The organism is Bradyrhizobium elkanii USDA 76 (assembly GCF_023278185.1).
Classification (GTDB): Bacteria; Pseudomonadota; Alphaproteobacteria; order Rhizobiales; family Xanthobacteraceae; genus Bradyrhizobium; species Bradyrhizobium elkanii.
The window spans coordinates 8,811,846-8,827,473 of the sequence record NZ_CP066356.1 but is presented as its reverse complement, the minus strand read 5'-3'; the positions used below and the strand labels follow the sequence as shown (position 1 = coordinate 8,827,473).

General features: G+C 65.3%; 13 protein-coding genes. 8 read left to right on the top strand and 5 right to left on the bottom strand.

Translation table 11 applies throughout. The annotated features are described in order from the left end of the window. Positions 1-208: 208 nt before the first annotated feature. The 5 genes from JEY66_RS41710 to JEY66_RS41690 are packed head-to-tail and all read left to right on the top strand — an operon-like array spanning position 209 to position 5,134. Entirely contained in the window at positions 209-2,977 is a 2,769-nt protein-coding gene (locus tag JEY66_RS41710) for a hybrid sensor histidine kinase/response regulator (RefSeq protein ID WP_018269417.1), read from the top strand. 22 nt (positions 2,978-2,999) lie between these two features. Next, positions 3,000-3,485 carry a chemotaxis protein CheW gene (locus JEY66_RS41705; RefSeq protein WP_018269418.1) on the top strand — a complete coding sequence of 162 codons (486 nt, stop codon included), beginning with the start codon at positions 3,000-3,002 and terminating at the stop codon, positions 3,483-3,485. A gap of 43 nt (positions 3,486-3,528) precedes the next feature. After that, positions 3,529-3,918, top strand: a complete 390-nt coding sequence (locus JEY66_RS41700) for a response regulator (RefSeq protein ID WP_018269419.1) — start codon at positions 3,529-3,531, stop codon at positions 3,916-3,918. Between the two features lie 37 nt (positions 3,919-3,955). Beyond that, a complete protein-coding gene (locus JEY66_RS41695) occupies positions 3,956-4,813 on the top strand; it encodes a CheR family methyltransferase (protein ID WP_018269420.1) in 858 nt (285 codons plus the stop codon). Positions 4,814-4,816: 3 nt separating this feature from the next. Next, on the top strand, positions 4,817-5,134 hold the full coding sequence (locus JEY66_RS41690; protein ID WP_018269421.1) for a hypothetical protein: 318 nt from the start codon (positions 4,817-4,819) through the stop codon (positions 5,132-5,134). 133 nt (positions 5,135-5,267) lie between these two features. Here JEY66_RS41690 and JEY66_RS41685 read toward each other — a convergent pair whose 3' ends face one another. Beyond that, entirely contained in the window at positions 5,268-5,576 is a 309-nt protein-coding gene (locus JEY66_RS41685) for a hypothetical protein (RefSeq protein WP_016845499.1), read from the bottom strand. Between the two features lie 153 nt (positions 5,577-5,729). On the opposite strand from JEY66_RS41685, the gene JEY66_RS41680 reads away from it, so the two are divergent. From JEY66_RS41680 to JEY66_RS41670, 3 genes are all read left to right on the top strand, one after another. Continuing rightward, positions 5,730-6,362 (top strand): response regulator transcription factor, encoded by a 633-nt coding sequence (locus JEY66_RS41680; protein ID WP_018269422.1) that lies wholly within the window; start codon positions 5,730-5,732, stop codon positions 6,360-6,362. Between the two features lie 182 nt (positions 6,363-6,544). Further along, entirely contained in the window at positions 6,545-8,284 is a 1,740-nt protein-coding gene (araD, locus tag JEY66_RS41675; RefSeq protein WP_016845497.1) for an L-arabinonate dehydratase, read from the top strand. Between the two features lie 112 nt (positions 8,285-8,396). Then, positions 8,397-9,116, top strand: coding sequence for a ribonuclease activity regulator RraA (locus tag JEY66_RS41670; protein WP_016845496.1), 720 nt, complete (start codon positions 8,397-8,399; stop codon positions 9,114-9,116). Positions 9,117-9,367: 251 nt separating this feature from the next. On the opposite strand, the gene JEY66_RS41665 is transcribed toward JEY66_RS41670, so the two are convergent. The 4 genes from JEY66_RS41665 to JEY66_RS41650 form a co-directional block, all read right to left on the bottom strand. Beyond that, the gene (locus JEY66_RS41665; RefSeq protein ID WP_016845495.1) at positions 9,368-11,476 is read right to left on the bottom strand and encodes a S9 family peptidase; all 2,109 of its coding nucleotides are present in this window, start codon (positions 11,474-11,476) and stop codon (positions 9,368-9,370) included. Between the two features lie 97 nt (positions 11,477-11,573). After that, positions 11,574-13,295: an ABC transporter permease gene (locus tag JEY66_RS41660; RefSeq protein ID WP_016845494.1), complete on the bottom strand. Its 1,722-nt coding sequence runs from the start codon at positions 13,293-13,295 to the stop codon at positions 11,574-11,576. A 125-nt stretch (positions 13,296-13,420) separates the two neighbouring features. Continuing rightward, on the bottom strand, positions 13,421-14,485 hold the full coding sequence (locus JEY66_RS41655; protein WP_016845493.1) for a substrate-binding domain-containing protein: 1,065 nt from the start codon (positions 14,483-14,485) through the stop codon (positions 13,421-13,423). Positions 14,486-14,507: 22 nt separating this feature from the next. Continuing rightward, complete coding sequence (locus JEY66_RS41650) at positions 14,508-15,560, bottom strand: ABC transporter ATP-binding protein (protein ID WP_240536759.1); 1,053 nt, start codon at positions 15,558-15,560, stop codon at positions 14,508-14,510. Positions 15,561-15,628 lie beyond the last annotated feature (68 nt).

Genomic DNA, 15,628 nt, shown 5'->3' with positions numbered 1-15,628 from the left:
TTGCGATGACCGATGGAACGGCCTCTTTCCCGTCCGGGTGGTAAGGCCTGTCCTTGTGAGGCTGGCCGTGATGTCGTGATGCGTCGTCGAACTGCTGAAGGGCTTCATCGTCCGTATTTGCACGGACGGCAAAATTAACGTCGCCGTGAAGTCGGCCAAGTTATCGATTCACGGCGAGCGTTCCGTAGCACCTTGAGGGGACCTATCCATGGACGATCTGTTGCGCGAGTTCCTGACGGAGAGCAGCGAGAGCCTGGATACGGTCGACAACCAGCTGGTGCAGTTCGAGCAGGATCCGAACAACGCGAAGATCCTGGATAACATTTTCCGCCTGGTGCACACCATCAAGGGGACCTGCGGCTTCCTCGGGCTGCCGCGGCTCGAGGCGCTGGCGCATGCCGGCGAGACGTTGATGGGCAAATTCCGCGACGGCATGCCGGTGAAGGCGGAAGCCGTAACGCTGATCCTGTCCTCGATCGACCGCATCAAGGAGATCCTTGGCGGCCTTGAGGCGACCGAGGCCGAGCCTGAAGGCAACGACCGCGATCTGATCGATCAGCTCGAGGCGATGGTCGAGCACGGCATGGCGGCGATGTCCGATTCGCCGCAGTCGATATCGTCAGGCTCGACGCAGTCGGTGCCGGCTGCTGGCGAAGCCGCCGCTGAAGAAGACGTGCCGGTCGTCGAGGCTCCGCCGGTGCAGGCGGCGATGACCCAGGCAGCGACCGAAGGCACCCTCGTGGTGCAGACGCTGGAGCGTCCGCTGCGTCCGGGCGAGGTCTCGCTCGACGAGCTCGAGCGCGCCTTCCGCGAGACCGAGACCGAAGTCGCCGCGCCGGCACCGGCCGCCAAGCCCGCGGCCGAGCCCGCCGAAGCTGTGAAGAAGCCCGCCCGCAAGGCCGCGGGTGAAGATGTCCAGGAAGGCGACAAGATCGCCAACCAGTCGATCCGGGTCAATGTCGACACCCTCGAACACCTCATGACCATGGTCTCCGAGCTGGTGCTGACCCGCAACCAGCTGCTGGAGATCTCCCGCCGCAACGAGGACACCGAGTTCAAGGTGCCCTTGCAGCGGCTCTCCAACGTCACCGCCGAGCTGCAGGAAGGCGTCATGAAGACGCGCATGCAGCCGATCGGCAATGCCTGGCAGAAGCTGCCGCGCATCGTTCGCGATCTCTCCGGCGAACTCGGCAAGCAGATCGAGCTCGAGATGCACGGCGCCGACACCGAGCTCGACCGCCAGGTGCTCGACCTGATCAAGGACCCGTTGACGCACATGGTGCGCAACTCCGCCGATCATGGGCTCGAGACCACCGCCGAGCGGGTCGCCGCCGGCAAGCCGGAACAGGGCACCATTCGCCTCTCGGCCTATCACGAAGGCGGCCACATCATCATCTGCATCGCCGACAATGGCCGCGGGCTCAACACCGAGCGGATCAAGACCAAGGCGCTCCAGAACGGTCTCGTCACCGAGGCCGAGCTCGAGAAGATGACCGAGGCCCAGATCCACAAGTTCATCTTCGCGCCGGGCTTCTCGACCGCCGCGCAGGTCACCTCGGTGTCGGGCCGCGGCGTCGGCATGGACGTGGTGCGCACCAATATCGACCAGATCGGCGGCACCATCGACATCAAGAGCGTGGCCGGCGAGGGCGCTTCCGTCACCATCAAGATCCCGCTGACCCTGGCGATCGTCTCCGCGCTGATCGTGGAAGCCGGCGGCGACCGTTTTGCGATTCCCCAATTGTCTGTCGTCGAGCTGGTGCGGGCCCGCGCCAACTCCGAGCACCGCATCGAGCGGATCAAGGACACCGCGGTCTTGCGGCTGCGCAACAAGCTGCTGCCGCTGATCCATCTCAAGAAGCTCTTGAAGATCGACGACGGCGCGACCTCCACCGACGCCGAGAACGGCTTCATCGTGGTCACGCAGGTGGGCAGCCAGACCTTTGGCATCGTGGTCGACGGCGTGTTCCACACCGAGGAGATCGTGGTCAAGCCGATGTCGACCAAGCTGCGGCACATCGACATGTTCTCCGGCAACACCATTCTGGGCGATGGCGCCGTCATCATGATCATCGACCCCAACGGCATTGCGAAAGCGCTCGGCGCGTCCGGCTCCTCGGCCCATGACCTCGCCGACGACAGCGCGAGCGCGCACGCCAATAGCGGCGAGCAGCTGACCTCGCTGCTGGTGTTCCGCGCCGGCTCCTCGCAGCCCAAGGCGGTGCCGCTCGGCCTCGTCACCCGGCTGGAAGAGATCGCAACCGACAAGATCGAGCTCTCGAACGGCCGCTACATGGTGCAGTACCGCGAGCAGCTGATGCCGCTGGTGCAGATGGCCGGGGTCGAGGTGCAGAACCAGGGCTCGCAGCCGATCCTGGTGTTCGCCGACGACGGCCGCTCGATGGGGCTCGTGGTCGACGAGATCATCGACATCGTCGAGGAGCGGCTCAACATCGAGGTCGCGGGCAGCCAGGACGGCATCCTCGGCTCGGCGGTGATCAAGGGCCAGGCCACCGAGGTGATCGACGTCGGCCACTTCCTGCCGATGGCGTTCGCCGACTGGTTCTCGCGCAAGGAGATGCGCCCGTCGGCCTCGGCGCAGTCGGTGCTGCTGGTCGATGACTCGGCGTTCTTCCGCAACATGCTGGCGCCGGTCTTGAAGGCCGCCGGCTACAAGGTGCGGACCGCGGGCGGCGCGCAGGAAGGGCTCGCCGCGCTGCGTTCGGGGCAGAGCTTCGACGTCGTGCTGACCGACATCGAGATGCCCGAGATGAACGGCTTCGAGTTCGCCGAGAACATCCGCAGCGACCACAACTTCAACCAGCTGCCGATCATCGCGCTGTCGGCGATGGTGTCGCCGGCGGCGATCGAGCGCGGCCGGCAGGCCGGCTTCCACGACTATGTCGCCAAGTTCGATCGTCCCGGGCTGATCGCGGCGCTGAAAGAGCAGACCGCCGAACTGCGCCGCGCGGCCTGACCGGATGCAAGGAACAGAATTGATGACCAGCAAGACCGAAACCAGTGAAGGCGCGATGGCCGAATACGTCACCGCCGTGATCGGCGGCCAGCTGTTCGGGCTGCCGATCTCGCGGGTGCAGGACGTGTTCATGCCGGAGCGGCTGACGCGGGTGCCGCTGGCCTCCAGCGAGATCGCCGGCGTGCTCAATCTGCGCGGCCGCATCGTCACCGTGGTCGACATGCGCGCCCGGCTCGGGCTGCCGAAGGCCGACGACGGCCAGTTGCCGATGGCGGTCGGCGTCGACCAGCGCGGCGAATCCTATGGCCTGCTGATCGACCAGATCGGCGAGGTGCTGCGGCTGCCCGACGACAGCCGCGAGGACAACCCGGTCAACCTCGATCCCCGCATGGCCAAGCTCGCCGGCGGCGTCCACCGCCTCGACGGCCAGCTCATGGTCGTCCTCGACGTCGATCGCGTGCTCGAACTGGTGCCCAAGACCGATCCAAGGACAGCTGCTGCAGCGTAACACTCCACCGCGGAGACGGTGGATTCCACAAGGAGGCCGACACATGAAGACATGTCTCGTCGTCGACGATTCCGGCGTGGTGCGAAAGATCGCGCGCCGCATCCTCGAAGGAATGGAGTTCACCGTCATCGAGGCCGAGGACGGCGCGGTCGCGCTCGAAGCCTGCAAGCGCGCGCTGCCGGATGCCGTGCTGCTCGACTGGAACATGCCGGTCATGGACGGCTTCGAATTCCTCGTGCAGCTCCGCCGCATGCCCGGCGGCGATCAGCCCAAGGTCGTGTTCTGCACCACCGAGAACGGCATAGACCACATCTCGCGGGCGCTGCATGCCGGCGCCAACGAATACATCATGAAGCCGTTCGACAAGGACATCGTGATCGCGAAATTCCAGGAAGTGGGCCTGCTGGCGCTCGACGCGTCGGCCGAAGCCTGACACCCAGTTTCATCATTCAGTCCCTTGTGAGGCTCCCGTGACGCCCCCCGACTACGAGTATCTGCGTAAGCTCCTGAAGGACCAGTCCGGTCTCGATCTGTCCGCGGACAAGCAATATCTGATCGAGAGCCGCCTGCTGCCGCTGGCGCGCAAGAGCGGCCTGTCCGGCATCCCCGACCTGGTCGCCAAGATCAAGGCGGGCTCGTCCGCGCACACCGTCCAGGTGGTCGAGGCCATGACCACCAACGAGACGTTCTTCTTCCGCGACAAAGTGCCGTTCGAGCACTTCCGCGACACCATCATGCCGGAGGTGCTGAAGGCACGCGCCGCGCGCCGCAGCGTCCGGATCTGGTGCGCCGCCGGCTCGACCGGCCAGGAGCCCTATTCGCTGGCGATGTGCCTGAAGGAAATGGGCGCGGCGCTTGCCGGATGGCGCATCGAGATCATCGCGACCGATCTGTCGCAGGAGGTGTTGGAGAAGTCGAAGGCCGGCATCTACAGCCAGTTCGAGGTGCAGCGCGGGCTGCCGATCCAGATGCTGGTCAAGTACTTCAAGCAGTCGGGTGAGTTCTGGCAGGTCAATCCCGAGTTGCGCGCGATGGTCCAGCACCGCCAGCTCAATCTGCTGCACGATTTCTCACAGCTCGGCACGTTCGACGTGATCTTCTGCCGCAACGTGCTGATCTATTTCGATCAGGACACCAAGATCAACATCTTCAACCGCCTCGCCCGGTTGATGGAGGCCGACGGCTTCCTGGTGCTGGGCGCCGCCGAAACCGTGGTCGGCCTGACCGACACGTTCAAGCCGCTTCCCGAGCGGCGTGGCCTGTACCGGCCGAGCGGAGTGCGGGGCGGGCTCGCCATGCCGAAGCCTGCCATGGCGGTCGGATATTGAGCGATGACCGAGGACGGCAAATCCATTGAGCGGGTCACCTTCAGCCGGGGCGTCGATGTCTGCATCATGGCCATCGACGGCACCTGGCGGCGCGACTGCCAGCTCAATGCCATCTCCGACACCGATGCGTCTCTGACGGTCGAAGGTTCCATTCAGGGGCTCAACCTGAAGGAGTTTTTCCTCCTGCTGTCCTCGACCGGACTTGCCTATCGCCGCTGCGAACTGGTCCGCGTCAACGGCACCGAAATGGACATCAGCTTCCTCAAGGGCAAGCCGAGCAAGCGGCGATCGTCCGCCGACGAAGAGCGGGTCAGGGCCTGACGTCAAGAAGGCCTGATCCGACCCGGCGGGCAAGGCCCGCGGCTAATTCGGACGATGCGTGGAACAGATCGCCGCCTGATGGGTTGGGCGTCGACAATCGAGGTGATTGGGCCGAACTGTCGGTTGCGGTGGGTCAGTTCAGCAGGCGCGCCGGTGCCCCGGAATCGTGCAGCCGATCGAGCGCCGCGCCGAGGCCGGCATCGCAGGCCTTCAGGGCGGTGGACGCTGTGAGGCCGCGCGGGGTAACGTTGTCGCGAACGACGATGTCAGTGTCGGCCTGACGCTCGGCCAGCACGGCCTCGCGCGCAATCACCGCTTCGATCAGCCGCAGGCTCGCCTGAACATGGCCAATCAGCGCGACCAGGTCCGTCACGATCAGACCGGTGGGATCATTGCCCTCGTCCAAGCGCACTGCAACGCGGTCCGCCGCTGCATTTTCCATGCATCTTTCTCCACTGCCCCCACTTTTAGGGAACGCGGTGCTACTTGTGCGTTAAGCGGACGTCCCGTACAAATACGGGTCCATTGATCGAGATGGTCTAGTTAGTTCTTGTGCGGTCAGGGCAGCACGCTTCACCACTGATGGACGATGCATATGGTTGAGAATGGCGCTCCGCGCGGGGAAATCTTTGTAGTCGACGACGATCCTGCCGTTCGCGAGACGCTTTCAGTGGTCCTCTCGACCGCTGGTTACAAGGTGATCTGCTTTGCGGACGGCGCGGCGTTGCTCGCGGTGGCGCGCAGCAGGACGCCGGCCTGCATCCTGCTCGACGTGCATATTCCCGGCAAATCCGGCCTCGATATCCTGAGAGAGCTGCATGGCGAGGATTATCCGGCGCCGATCTTCATGATCTCCGGTCAGGGCGACATCGCAATGGCGGTCAGCGCCATCAAGAACGGCGCGCTCGACTTCATCGAGAAGCCGTTCCGCGGCAACGAGATCGTGAGCCGTCTGAATGAGGCGATCGACGCCTATACCAGGCGCCAGGCCGAGACGTCGGCGTCGCGGATCGCCGCGCTGCACTTCCCGGGTCGCGAGCCGCTCACCCGCCGCGAGCGCGAGGTGCTCGAGCAGTTCACCGCGGGCGCCTCCAACAAGGAAGCCGGGCGCCACCTCGGCATCAGTCCGCGCACGATCGAGGATCACCGCGCCAACATCATGAAGAAGCTCGGCGCGCGCAACGCCGCCGATCTGGTCCGCATCGTGATGACGGCGCAGCAAAAATAAGCCAAAGCTGGTTTACGTTCCGATTGCCACATTGCGGAGCCCGTGCGGCGCACGTTTAGCGAACGGCACGTCTGCGCCGGGCGCGGGACGACATGTCTGAAAATCGAGTGTATGCCTGAGGCGGGCAAGCGTGCCGGGATCGCGCGCGTGCGAGCAATGTCGAGACATATGGCGCATCGAAGATGACGAAAAAGAACAAGACCCCGGATCAATTGCGCAGCGCGCGCTGGTTTGCGCCCGATGATCTGCGCGCCTTCGGCCACAGATCGCGCGCGATGCAGATGGGTTACGCGCCGGAGGAGTGGCGCGACCGGCCGGTGATCGCGATCATCAACACCTGGTCGGATGTGCAGCCCTGCCACATGCATTTCAAGAGCCGGGTCGACGACGTCAAGCGCGGCGTGCTGATGGCCGGCGGCTTTCCGCTCGAGCTGCCGGCGCTGTCGCTGTCGGAATCGCTGTTGAAGCCGACCACGATGCTCTACCGCAACATGCTGGCGATGGATGCCGAGGAACTCCTGCGCGGTCATCCGGTCGACGGCGTGGTGCTGATGGGCGGCTGCGACAAGACCACGCCCGGCCTGCTGCTCGGGGCCACCAGCATGAACCTGCCGGCAATCTACCTGCCCGCCGGACCGATGCTGCGCGGCAACTGGAAGGGCCGCACGCTGGGCTCCGGCTCGGACGCCTGGAAATACTGGGACGAGCGCCGTGCCGGCAAGATCTCCGACAAGGACTGGGTCGACATGGAGGCCGGCATCGCCCGCAGCTATGGCACCTGCATGACCATGGGCACGGCCTCGACGATGACCGCGATCGCCGAAGCCATCGGCATGACGCTGCCGGGCGCCTCGTCGATCCCCGCGGCCGACGCCAACCACATCCGCATGAGTTCGGAGGCCGGCCGCCGCATCGTCGAGATGGTGTGGGAGGATCTCACGCCGCAGAAGATCCAGACCCGCAAGGCCTTCGAGAACGCGATCACGGTCGCGATGGCGATGGGCTGCTCGACCAACGCCATCATTCACCTCATCGCGCAGGCGCGTCGCGCCGGCCAGGACATTTCGCTGGACGATTTCGAGAAAGCCAGCCGCAAGGTGCCGGTGATTGCCAATGTGCGGCCGAGCGGCGACCTCTATCTGATGGAGGATTTCTTCTATGCCGGCGGGCTGCCCGGCCTGATGAACCGGATCAGGCAACATTTGCATCTCGACTGCATCACCGTCACCGGCCAGACGCTCGGCGAGAACATCGCAGGCGCCGAGGTGCACAATGACGACGTGATCCGCACGGTCGACAACCCGATCTACAAGGAGGGCGCGCTCGCGGTGTTGAAGGGCAACCTCGCGCCCGCCGGCTGCGTCATCAAGCCAAGCGCCTGCGATCCGCGCTTCCTCAAGCATACTGGACCCGCGCTGGTGTTCGACGACTATCCGTCGATGAAGAAGGCGGTCGATGATCCCGATCTCGACGTCACGGCCGATCACGTGCTGATCCTGCGCAATGCCGGTCCGCAGGGCGGGCCGGGCATGCCGGAATGGGGCATGCTGCCGATCCCGACCAAGCTGGTGAAGCAGGGCGTGCGCGACATGGTGCGGCTGTCGGACGCGCGGATGAGCGGCACCAGCTACGGCGCCTGCATCCTGCACGTGTCGCCGGAATCCTTTATCGGCGGCCCGCTGGCGCTGGTGCGGAACGGCGACCGCATCACGCTCGATGTCGCCGCGCGCACCATCAATCTCGATGTGCCGGAGGCCGAGCTGGCCAGGCGCCGCGCCGAATGGAAGCAGCCCGAGCAGCGTTTCGAGCGCGGCTATGGCTGGATGTTCTCGAAGCACATCAAGCAGGCCAATGAGGGCTGCGACTTCGATTTCCTCGAGACCGGCTTTGGCAAGCCGGTCGGCGAGCCGTCGATTTACTGACCGTCGCTCCGGGCACGCGAAGCGTGAACCCGGAACCCATTTCTCCACAGCGCATGCGGCCCGATGGATTCCGGGCTCGCGCTTCGCGCCCCGGAATGACGAAGGGAGCACCATGTCAAAACTCAGCGACGCCACCCGCAACAAGCTGAAATCCGTCTCCACCGCGACGGTCGCGACCGCGCTGTTCAGGCGCGGCTTCCGCATCCAGATGATCCAGGATGTTCATCCGCTCGGTCCGGATCAGCCGACCATGGTCGGCGAGGCTTTCACGCTGCGCTACATGCCGGCGCGCGAGGACCTCAACAAGATCGAGGTGTTCCGCGATCGCGCGCATCCGCAGCGCAAGGCGATCGAGGATTGCCCCGTGGGCGCGGTGCTGGTGATGGACAGCCGCAAGGATGCGCGCGCGGCGTCGGCCGGCGCGATCCTGGTGACGCGGCTGATGAAGCGCGGCTGCGCCGGCGTCGTCACCGACGGCGGCTTCCGGGATTCGGCCGAGATCGCGCGGCTCGGCTTCCCGGCCTTTCATCATCGCCCGAGCGCGCCGACCAATCTGACGCTGCATCAGGCGATCGAGATCAACGTGCCGATCGGCTGCGGCGACGCGCCGGTGTTTCCCGGCGACGTCATCCTCGGCGACAGCGACGGCGTCATCGTGATCCCGGCGCATCTCGCCGACGAGATCGCCGACGAGACGTTCGAGATGACCGCGTTCGAGGATTTCGTCACCGAGCAGGTCCAGAACGGCCGCGGCATCTTCGGGCTTTATCCTGCGACCGACGAGCAGACGTTGAAGGATTTTGCAGCTTGGCGGAAGGCGAAGGGGCGGTAGCGTCTCACTCTCCGCCGGTCATCCTTGATAAGCGATCGCCATACATTCCGCCGTAGTCGTCGTTGATAGCGACCGCCACGCATTCCGCAGTCGTCCCGGCGAAGGCCGGGACCCATAACCACAGGGAGGAGTTTGGCGAAGATTGGCAGTGCCGTGGGACTGCGACTTCCTTCTCGATGGATCACGCGGTATGGGTCCCGGCCTTCGCCGGGACGACGATGGGGAGGGGGCCGCGCAAGCCAACCGGCACCCTACACCTCCGCCTTGTCAGCGATCCCGACCGCCCACAGCGCGAACGCATAGACGATCGCGACCTCGTCGAGGCGGTTGAAGCGGCCCGAGGCGCCGCCGTGGCCGGCGCCCATGTTGGTGCGCAGCAGCACCGGGCCGCCGCCGCGCATGGTGGCACGCAGCCGCGCGATCCATTTCGCCGGCTCCCAATAGGTGACGCGCGGATCGGTGAGCCCGCCCATCGCCAGGATCGCCGGATAGTCCCTGGCCGCGACATTGTCGTAGGGCGAATAGGACAGGATGGTGCGGAAATCCTTCTCGCTCTCGATCGGGTTGCCCCATTCCGGCCATTCCGGCGGCGTCAGCGGCAGCGTGTCGTCGAGCATGGTGTTGAGCACGTCGACGAACGGCACCTCGGCGACGATGCCGCCGAACAGCTCGCCGGCGCGGTTGGCGCTAGCTCCCATCAGCATGCCGCCCGCCGAGCCGCCATGGCCGACGATGCGTTTTTCACCGGTATATTTCGCCTCGATCAGCGCGTGGCCGGCAGCGGCGAAATCGTCGAACGTGTTGGTCTTCTTCTCGCGCTTGCCGTCGAGATACCAGCCCCAGCCCTTGTCGGCACCGCCGCGGATATGGGCGATCGCATAGACGAAGCCGCGGTCGACCAGCGACAGCCGGTTGGCGGCAAACGATGCCGGCATCGCCATGCCGTAGGAGCCGTAGCCATACAGCAGGAGCGGCGCCTTGCCGTCGCGAACGAAATCCTTGCGATGCAGGATCGAGACCGGCACCTGCGCGCCGTCATGCGAGGTCGCCATGATGCGGGTGGTGACGTAGTCGGCCGGGTTGTGGCCGGACGGAATCTCCTGGCGCTTGCGTAAGCTCCGCGTCCGCGTCGCCATGTCGTAGTCATAGACTTCCGACGGCGTCGTCATCGACGAATAGGCAAAACGCAAGTTGGTGGTGTCGAATTCGTAGCCGCCCATGGTGTCGAGCGAATAGGCCGCCTCGTCGAAGGCGATCGCGTGCTCCTCGCCGCTCCTGAGGTCGCGGATGATGATCGCCGGCAGCGCGTTGGCGCGCTCCAGCCGCACCATGTGGCCGGCATAGAGCTCGACGTCGAGCACATAGACGCCTTCGCGATACGGGATCAGGTCGCGCCAGTTGGCGCGCGCGGGCGCGGCGAGCGGCGCGGTGACGACCTTGAAGTCGATGGCATCGTCGGCATTGGTCAGGATGAACAGCTCGTCGCCGCGGTCGGCGATCGAATATTGCACGCCTTCCTCGCGTGCCGCGACCAGGCGCGGCGGCGCGTCGGGATTGGAAAGATCGATCAGCCGCTGCTCCGAGGTCTCATGGTCGCCGCCCGCGATCACGCAGAAGCGGCCGCTCGCGCTCTCGTGCAGGTGGGTGAACCAGCCGGGATCCTGCTCCTCATAGATCAGGATGTCGTCGGCCTGTTGGGTGCCGAGCTTGTGCCGCCACACCTGCATCGGCCGGTGATTGTCGTCGAGCTTGACGTAGAAGAAGCTCCTGGAATCCGCGGCCCAGACCACGCCGCCGTCGGTTTCCTCGACGAGGTCGTCGAGATCGCCGCCGGTGGCCCAGTCGCGCACCCGGATCGAGAAATATTCGGAGCCCTTGGTGTCGGCGCTCCAGGCATGCAGGCGGTGATCGTTGGAATGTCGGCTGCCGCCGAACTTGAAATAGTTGTGGTTCTTCGCCAGCGCGTCGCCGTCGAGCACGACATGGGCGTCGCCGCCGTCGCGCGGCGTACGACAGTACAGCTCGTGCTGGCCGCCCTCGCGAAACTTGCGGAAATAGGCGAACGGGCCGTCCGGCGACGGCACGCTGGAATCATCCTCCTTGATCCGCCCGCGCATCTCCTTGACCAGCCGCTTCTGCAAGCCGTCGGTGTGGCCGAGCAGGCTCTCGGTGTAGCCGTTCTCGGCTTCGAGATAGGTCCGGATATCGGGATCGAGGATCGAGGGATCGCGCAGCACCTCCTGCCATTTCGGATCCTTGATCCACGCATAATCGTCGGTCACCGTGATGCCGTGGGTGGTGAAGGAATGCGGCCGGCGCGGCGCGACCGGGGGCGATGTTGTGGTGGCGGGTTTGGTCACACGATCCTCATGGTGCGGGGTTCCGCTCTATATCGGGATGAATGTGGCGATTGCCAGATGGCGCACCTATTCGCGTGCCCGCACGCGGCAGAGCGAGCTACCCGTTCCGTAGCCTCGCCCCCGCATTGCCGCCGGACATCGGGATCCGGTTCACCGCCAGCACCACGGCGAAGGTGATCACCAGCATCGCGATGCCGAGCACTGCGATCGCGGCGAGGTCGCCGCCTTCGTTGAGGTCGTAGATCAGGACCGACAGCACCTTGGTCTGCGATGTGAACAGCACGATCGCGGCCGACAGTTCCCGCATCACCCCGATGAAGATGAAGCACCAGGTCGCGATCACGCCGGTGCGCAGCAGCGGCGCGGTGATCTGGCGCAGCGCCTGCAACCGCGTCGCGCCGAGGATGCGGCTCGCCTCCTCGAGCTCGGGATGGATGGTCGAGAACGCCGCCTGCAATTGCTGATAGGCCGAGGGCAGATTGATGGTGAGAAACGCCAGCAGCAGGATCCACAGCGTGCCGTAGAGCACGAAGGGCGGCCGCGTATAGCTCAGGAACAGGCCGACGCCGAGCACGATGCCGGGGACTGCGACCGGCGCGGTGGCGAGGAAGCCGAGCACGCGGTGGCCCGCGATCACCTTTCGCGTTGTGACATAGGCAATGACGAGCGCGAGGATGGTGCCGATCGTCGCGGTCGCGGTGCCGAGGATCACGGTGTTCTTGAGCGCGAGCTGGGTCGACGACAGCTCGGTGAACACGAAGACGATGTTGTGCAGCGTCGCCGTCGACGGCGTCACCAGCGTGGTCGCGTTCGGCGAGAATGCGGCGTTGAGCAGCGCGAGGTAAGGCAGGAACACCGGGTTGAGCAGCACCAGGAGGCAGAAGCCGAGCGCGGCCCAGCGCCAGCCGCGCAATTCGACCCGGCGCGGCGCGCCATATTTGCCGCCGATCACCGAATAGCCGCGGCGGCCGAGCAGCGCCTTCTGGCCCTGCAGCAGCAGGATGGTCAGCACCAGCAGCGGCACCGCGGCGGCCGCCGCGAGCTCGAGCTTCGGCGGATACTGGAACAGGCTCCAGATCTTGGTCGTCATGGTGTGGAAGCCGGCCGGCAGCGCCAGGATCGCCGGCGAGCCGAACAGCGTCATCGCCTGCAGGAACGCGATCAGGGCGCCTGCGACCAGCGCGGGCAGGGCGAGCGGGATCGTCACCCGCCGCGCGGTGGTCCAGGCATTGCCGCCGAGGATCGCGGAGGCATCTTCCAGCTCGCCCGGCATGGTGTCGAGCGCATTGGCCACCAGCACGAACACGAACGGGAACGTGTAGCAGGAGATCACGAAGATGATCCCGGTCATCGAATAGATGTTGAACAGCGCGTCGGCATCCTCGCCGGCGAACAGCCGGTAGAGCTGGTTGAGCAGCCCCGAATTCGGCGCCGCCAGCAGTTCCCAGGCGACCGCGCCGAGAAACGGCGGCGTCACGAACGAGGCCGTCACCAGTGCGCGAATGGTCTGCCGCCCCGGCATGTCGGTGCGCGACACCAGCCAGCTGATCGGCGCCGCGACGATGCAGCAGATCAGCGCCGACGTGGTCGCGATGATCGCGGTCGTCAGCAGCGGATCGAGGAAATCGGGATTGCTGAACAGCGTGACGAAGTTTTGCAGCGTCGGATGCCGGCTCTTGTCGGTGAAGGCGAACACCGCGAGCCACGACAGCGGCAGCAGGATCAAGAGGACGAGCACCGCCGCGAACAGCCACAGGACGGGACGCGTCCAGTCGATGCGGGGGCTTGGGGCCGGGGAGGTGGTGATGGTTGTGGTCATCTTATCCGCGCATCCATTCTATCCCCTCATCCTGAGGAGCGCGGAACGCGCGTCTCGAAGGACGAGGCCACCAGTGGGGCCGCATGGTTCGAGACGGCGCTTCGCACCTCCTCACCATGAGGGTCCTAGACTTTGAACAGCCGCGCATAGCGCGTCTTGATCTCTTCGGTCATCGCTTCCACTCCCGCCGGATCCTCCTTCATCAGCTTGATGTCGGAAAGCTTGCGCCGGCCGGCCTTCGGCTGCACCTGGGCGTGCAGCGAATATTGGCCGGTGAAGTCGACGAAGAACTGTTGGGTCTCGCGGGTGTGCAGCCAGGCCTGGAACAGTCTTGCGGCGTTCGGATGCGGCGCAGCGGCGAAGATGCCCGTGGGACCCGAGATCGTCGGCGTGCCTTCGGTCGGATAGACCGGCTCGACCGGTTGTCCGGCTTCCTTCAAGAGCACGATGCCATATTCATTGCCGTCGGCCATCACGGCGCGCTCGCCGAGCGAGAGCTTTTTCGGCGGATCGGTCGAGGACTGCACCTGCATCACGCGCTGTTTCGCAAGCTTCTCCAGATACGGCCAGCCGAGCTCGCGCACGATCTGGAACGTGGTGGTCATGATCGTGCCGCTATAGGCCGGATGGCCCTTCACCATCTTGCCTACCCACTTGGGATCGAGCAGGTCGGCAAAGCTCTTCGGCGCGTCCTCCGCCTTCACCAGGTTGGTGTTGTAGGCGATCGACGACAGCCACAGCCGCGTCGTCACGGCCATGCCGTCGGGGTCGCGATAGTTGTCGGGAAAATGCTTCGCGACGTCTTCGGGCACGAACGGCATCAGCCAGCCGCTCTTCTTCCAGGGGATGAAATGCGAGGCGTCGGCGCTGTTGACGACGTCGGCGGCGTGGATATTGGAATCGAATTCCTGCGCCACGCGCTGGAACAGCCGCTCCGAGCCGGAGCGCTCGATCTGCACGGTGATGCCGGGATAGGCGGCCTCGAACGCCTTGCCGAGCCTTTCGCCGACCGGCAGGTCCATCGACGAATAGAACACGAGCTTGCCTTCCTTGGTCGCGGCCGCGACGAGATCGGGCGTGATCGCGACCGGCTCGGGTGCGGCGGCGCGTGCCGGTGAAGCGAACACGGTGCCGACCGCAAGCGCCGCAGAGCCTTGCAGGACATCGCGTCTGGAAACCGGCTTCTGCATCGCATCGCTCCGTTGCTTGTTGTTATCGGCTCAGCGCCCGGCAGCGCGCGGGCGGCAAGGTCAGCCAGACCTCGCTGCCCCTCTCGACCGCGGTTTCGGTCGGCGTGGTCACCCGCAGCGATGTGCCGTCAGCGGTTTCCACCATGTAGTCGCGGTTCATGCCGAGATAGACCTGCCGTGTCACGATGGCTTTGAGTGTGTTCTGCTGCGCGATGGGTGCTTGCGTCGAGAGCTGGATCTCATGCTGGCGGATCGCCACCGGCGCGCTCTGGCCGGCCGTCAGCGCGGCGCCGACCACCTCGAGCGTTGCCCCGGCGAACTCCACGTGGTTCGCATCGCGCGCGGTGCCCTTGATCACATTGGCGGCGCCGATGAAGCGCGCGACGAATTCGGATTCCGGCCGCGCATAGATGTCCTCAGGGCTGCCGAGCTGGTCGATCTTGCCGGCATTCATCACCGCGATCAGGTCGGCTGTCGTCATCGCCTCGGACTGGTCGTGGGTGACGTAGACCGTGGTGTAGCGATATTCGTCGTGCAGGCGGCGGATCTCGAACCGCATCTCCTCGCGCAGATTGGCGTCGAGATTGGACAGCGGTTCGTCGAGCAGCAGCGTTTCGGGGCCGACGATCAGCGCGCGCGCCAGCGCGACGCGCTGCTGCTGGCCGCCGGAGAGCTCGCCCGGATAACGCTGTGCCAGCGGTTCCAGTTTGGTGGTCGCCAGGATCGCGGCGAGCTTCTTGGCGATGGTGTCGCGGTCCATTTTGCGCAAGCGCAGGCCGTAGACGATGTTCTCCGCCACCGTCATGTGCGGCCACAGCGCGTAGCTCTGGAAGATCATCGACATGTTGCGCTGCTCGGGCGGCAGCGTGCGCGCCTTCGACGACACCACGCGGTCGCCGACGCGGATCTCGCCATCGGATGGTTCGAGGAACCCGGCGATCAGCCGCAGCGTCGTGGTCTTGCCGCAGCCGGACGGCCCGAGCAGACAGACCAGCTGGCCATGATCGATCGTGAGCGAAACATCATCAACCGCGACAAACGATCCAAACCGCTTGACCAGGCCGCGCAATTCCACCGATGCCAAGCGGTCCCTCCATTTTGTTGTGTCGCAGGGATCCGTGCCCGGCTGTTGCCGGCAGTAAA

Excerpts from the sequence above, each read along its gene's own strand:
- JEY66_RS41710 (WP_018269417.1), top strand. The coding sequence starts at position 209 with ATGGACGATCTGTTGCGCGAGTTCCTGACGGAGAGCAGCGAGAGCCTG.
- JEY66_RS41705 (WP_018269418.1), top strand. The coding sequence starts at position 3,000 with ATGACCAGCAAGACCGAAACCAGTGAAGGCGCGATGGCCGAATACGTC.
- JEY66_RS41700 (WP_018269419.1), top strand. The coding sequence starts at position 3,529 with ATGAAGACATGTCTCGTCGTCGACGATTCCGGCGTGGTGCGAAAGATC.
- JEY66_RS41690 (WP_018269421.1), top strand. The coding sequence starts at position 4,817 with ATGACCGAGGACGGCAAATCCATTGAGCGGGTCACCTTCAGCCGGGGC.
- JEY66_RS41685 (WP_016845499.1), bottom strand. The coding sequence starts at position 5,576 with ATGGAAAATGCAGCGGCGGACCGCGTTGCAGTGCGCTTGGACGAGGGC.
- JEY66_RS41680 (WP_018269422.1), top strand. The coding sequence starts at position 5,730 with ATGGTTGAGAATGGCGCTCCGCGCGGGGAAATCTTTGTAGTCGACGAC.
- araD (WP_016845497.1), top strand. The coding sequence starts at position 6,545 with ATGACGAAAAAGAACAAGACCCCGGATCAATTGCGCAGCGCGCGCTGG.
- JEY66_RS41670 (WP_016845496.1), top strand. The coding sequence starts at position 8,397 with ATGTCAAAACTCAGCGACGCCACCCGCAACAAGCTGAAATCCGTCTCC.
- JEY66_RS41660 (WP_016845494.1), bottom strand. The coding sequence starts at position 13,295 with ATGACCACAACCATCACCACCTCCCCGGCCCCAAGCCCCCGCATCGAC.
- JEY66_RS41655 (WP_016845493.1), bottom strand. The coding sequence starts at position 14,485 with ATGCAGAAGCCGGTTTCCAGACGCGATGTCCTGCAAGGCTCTGCGGCG.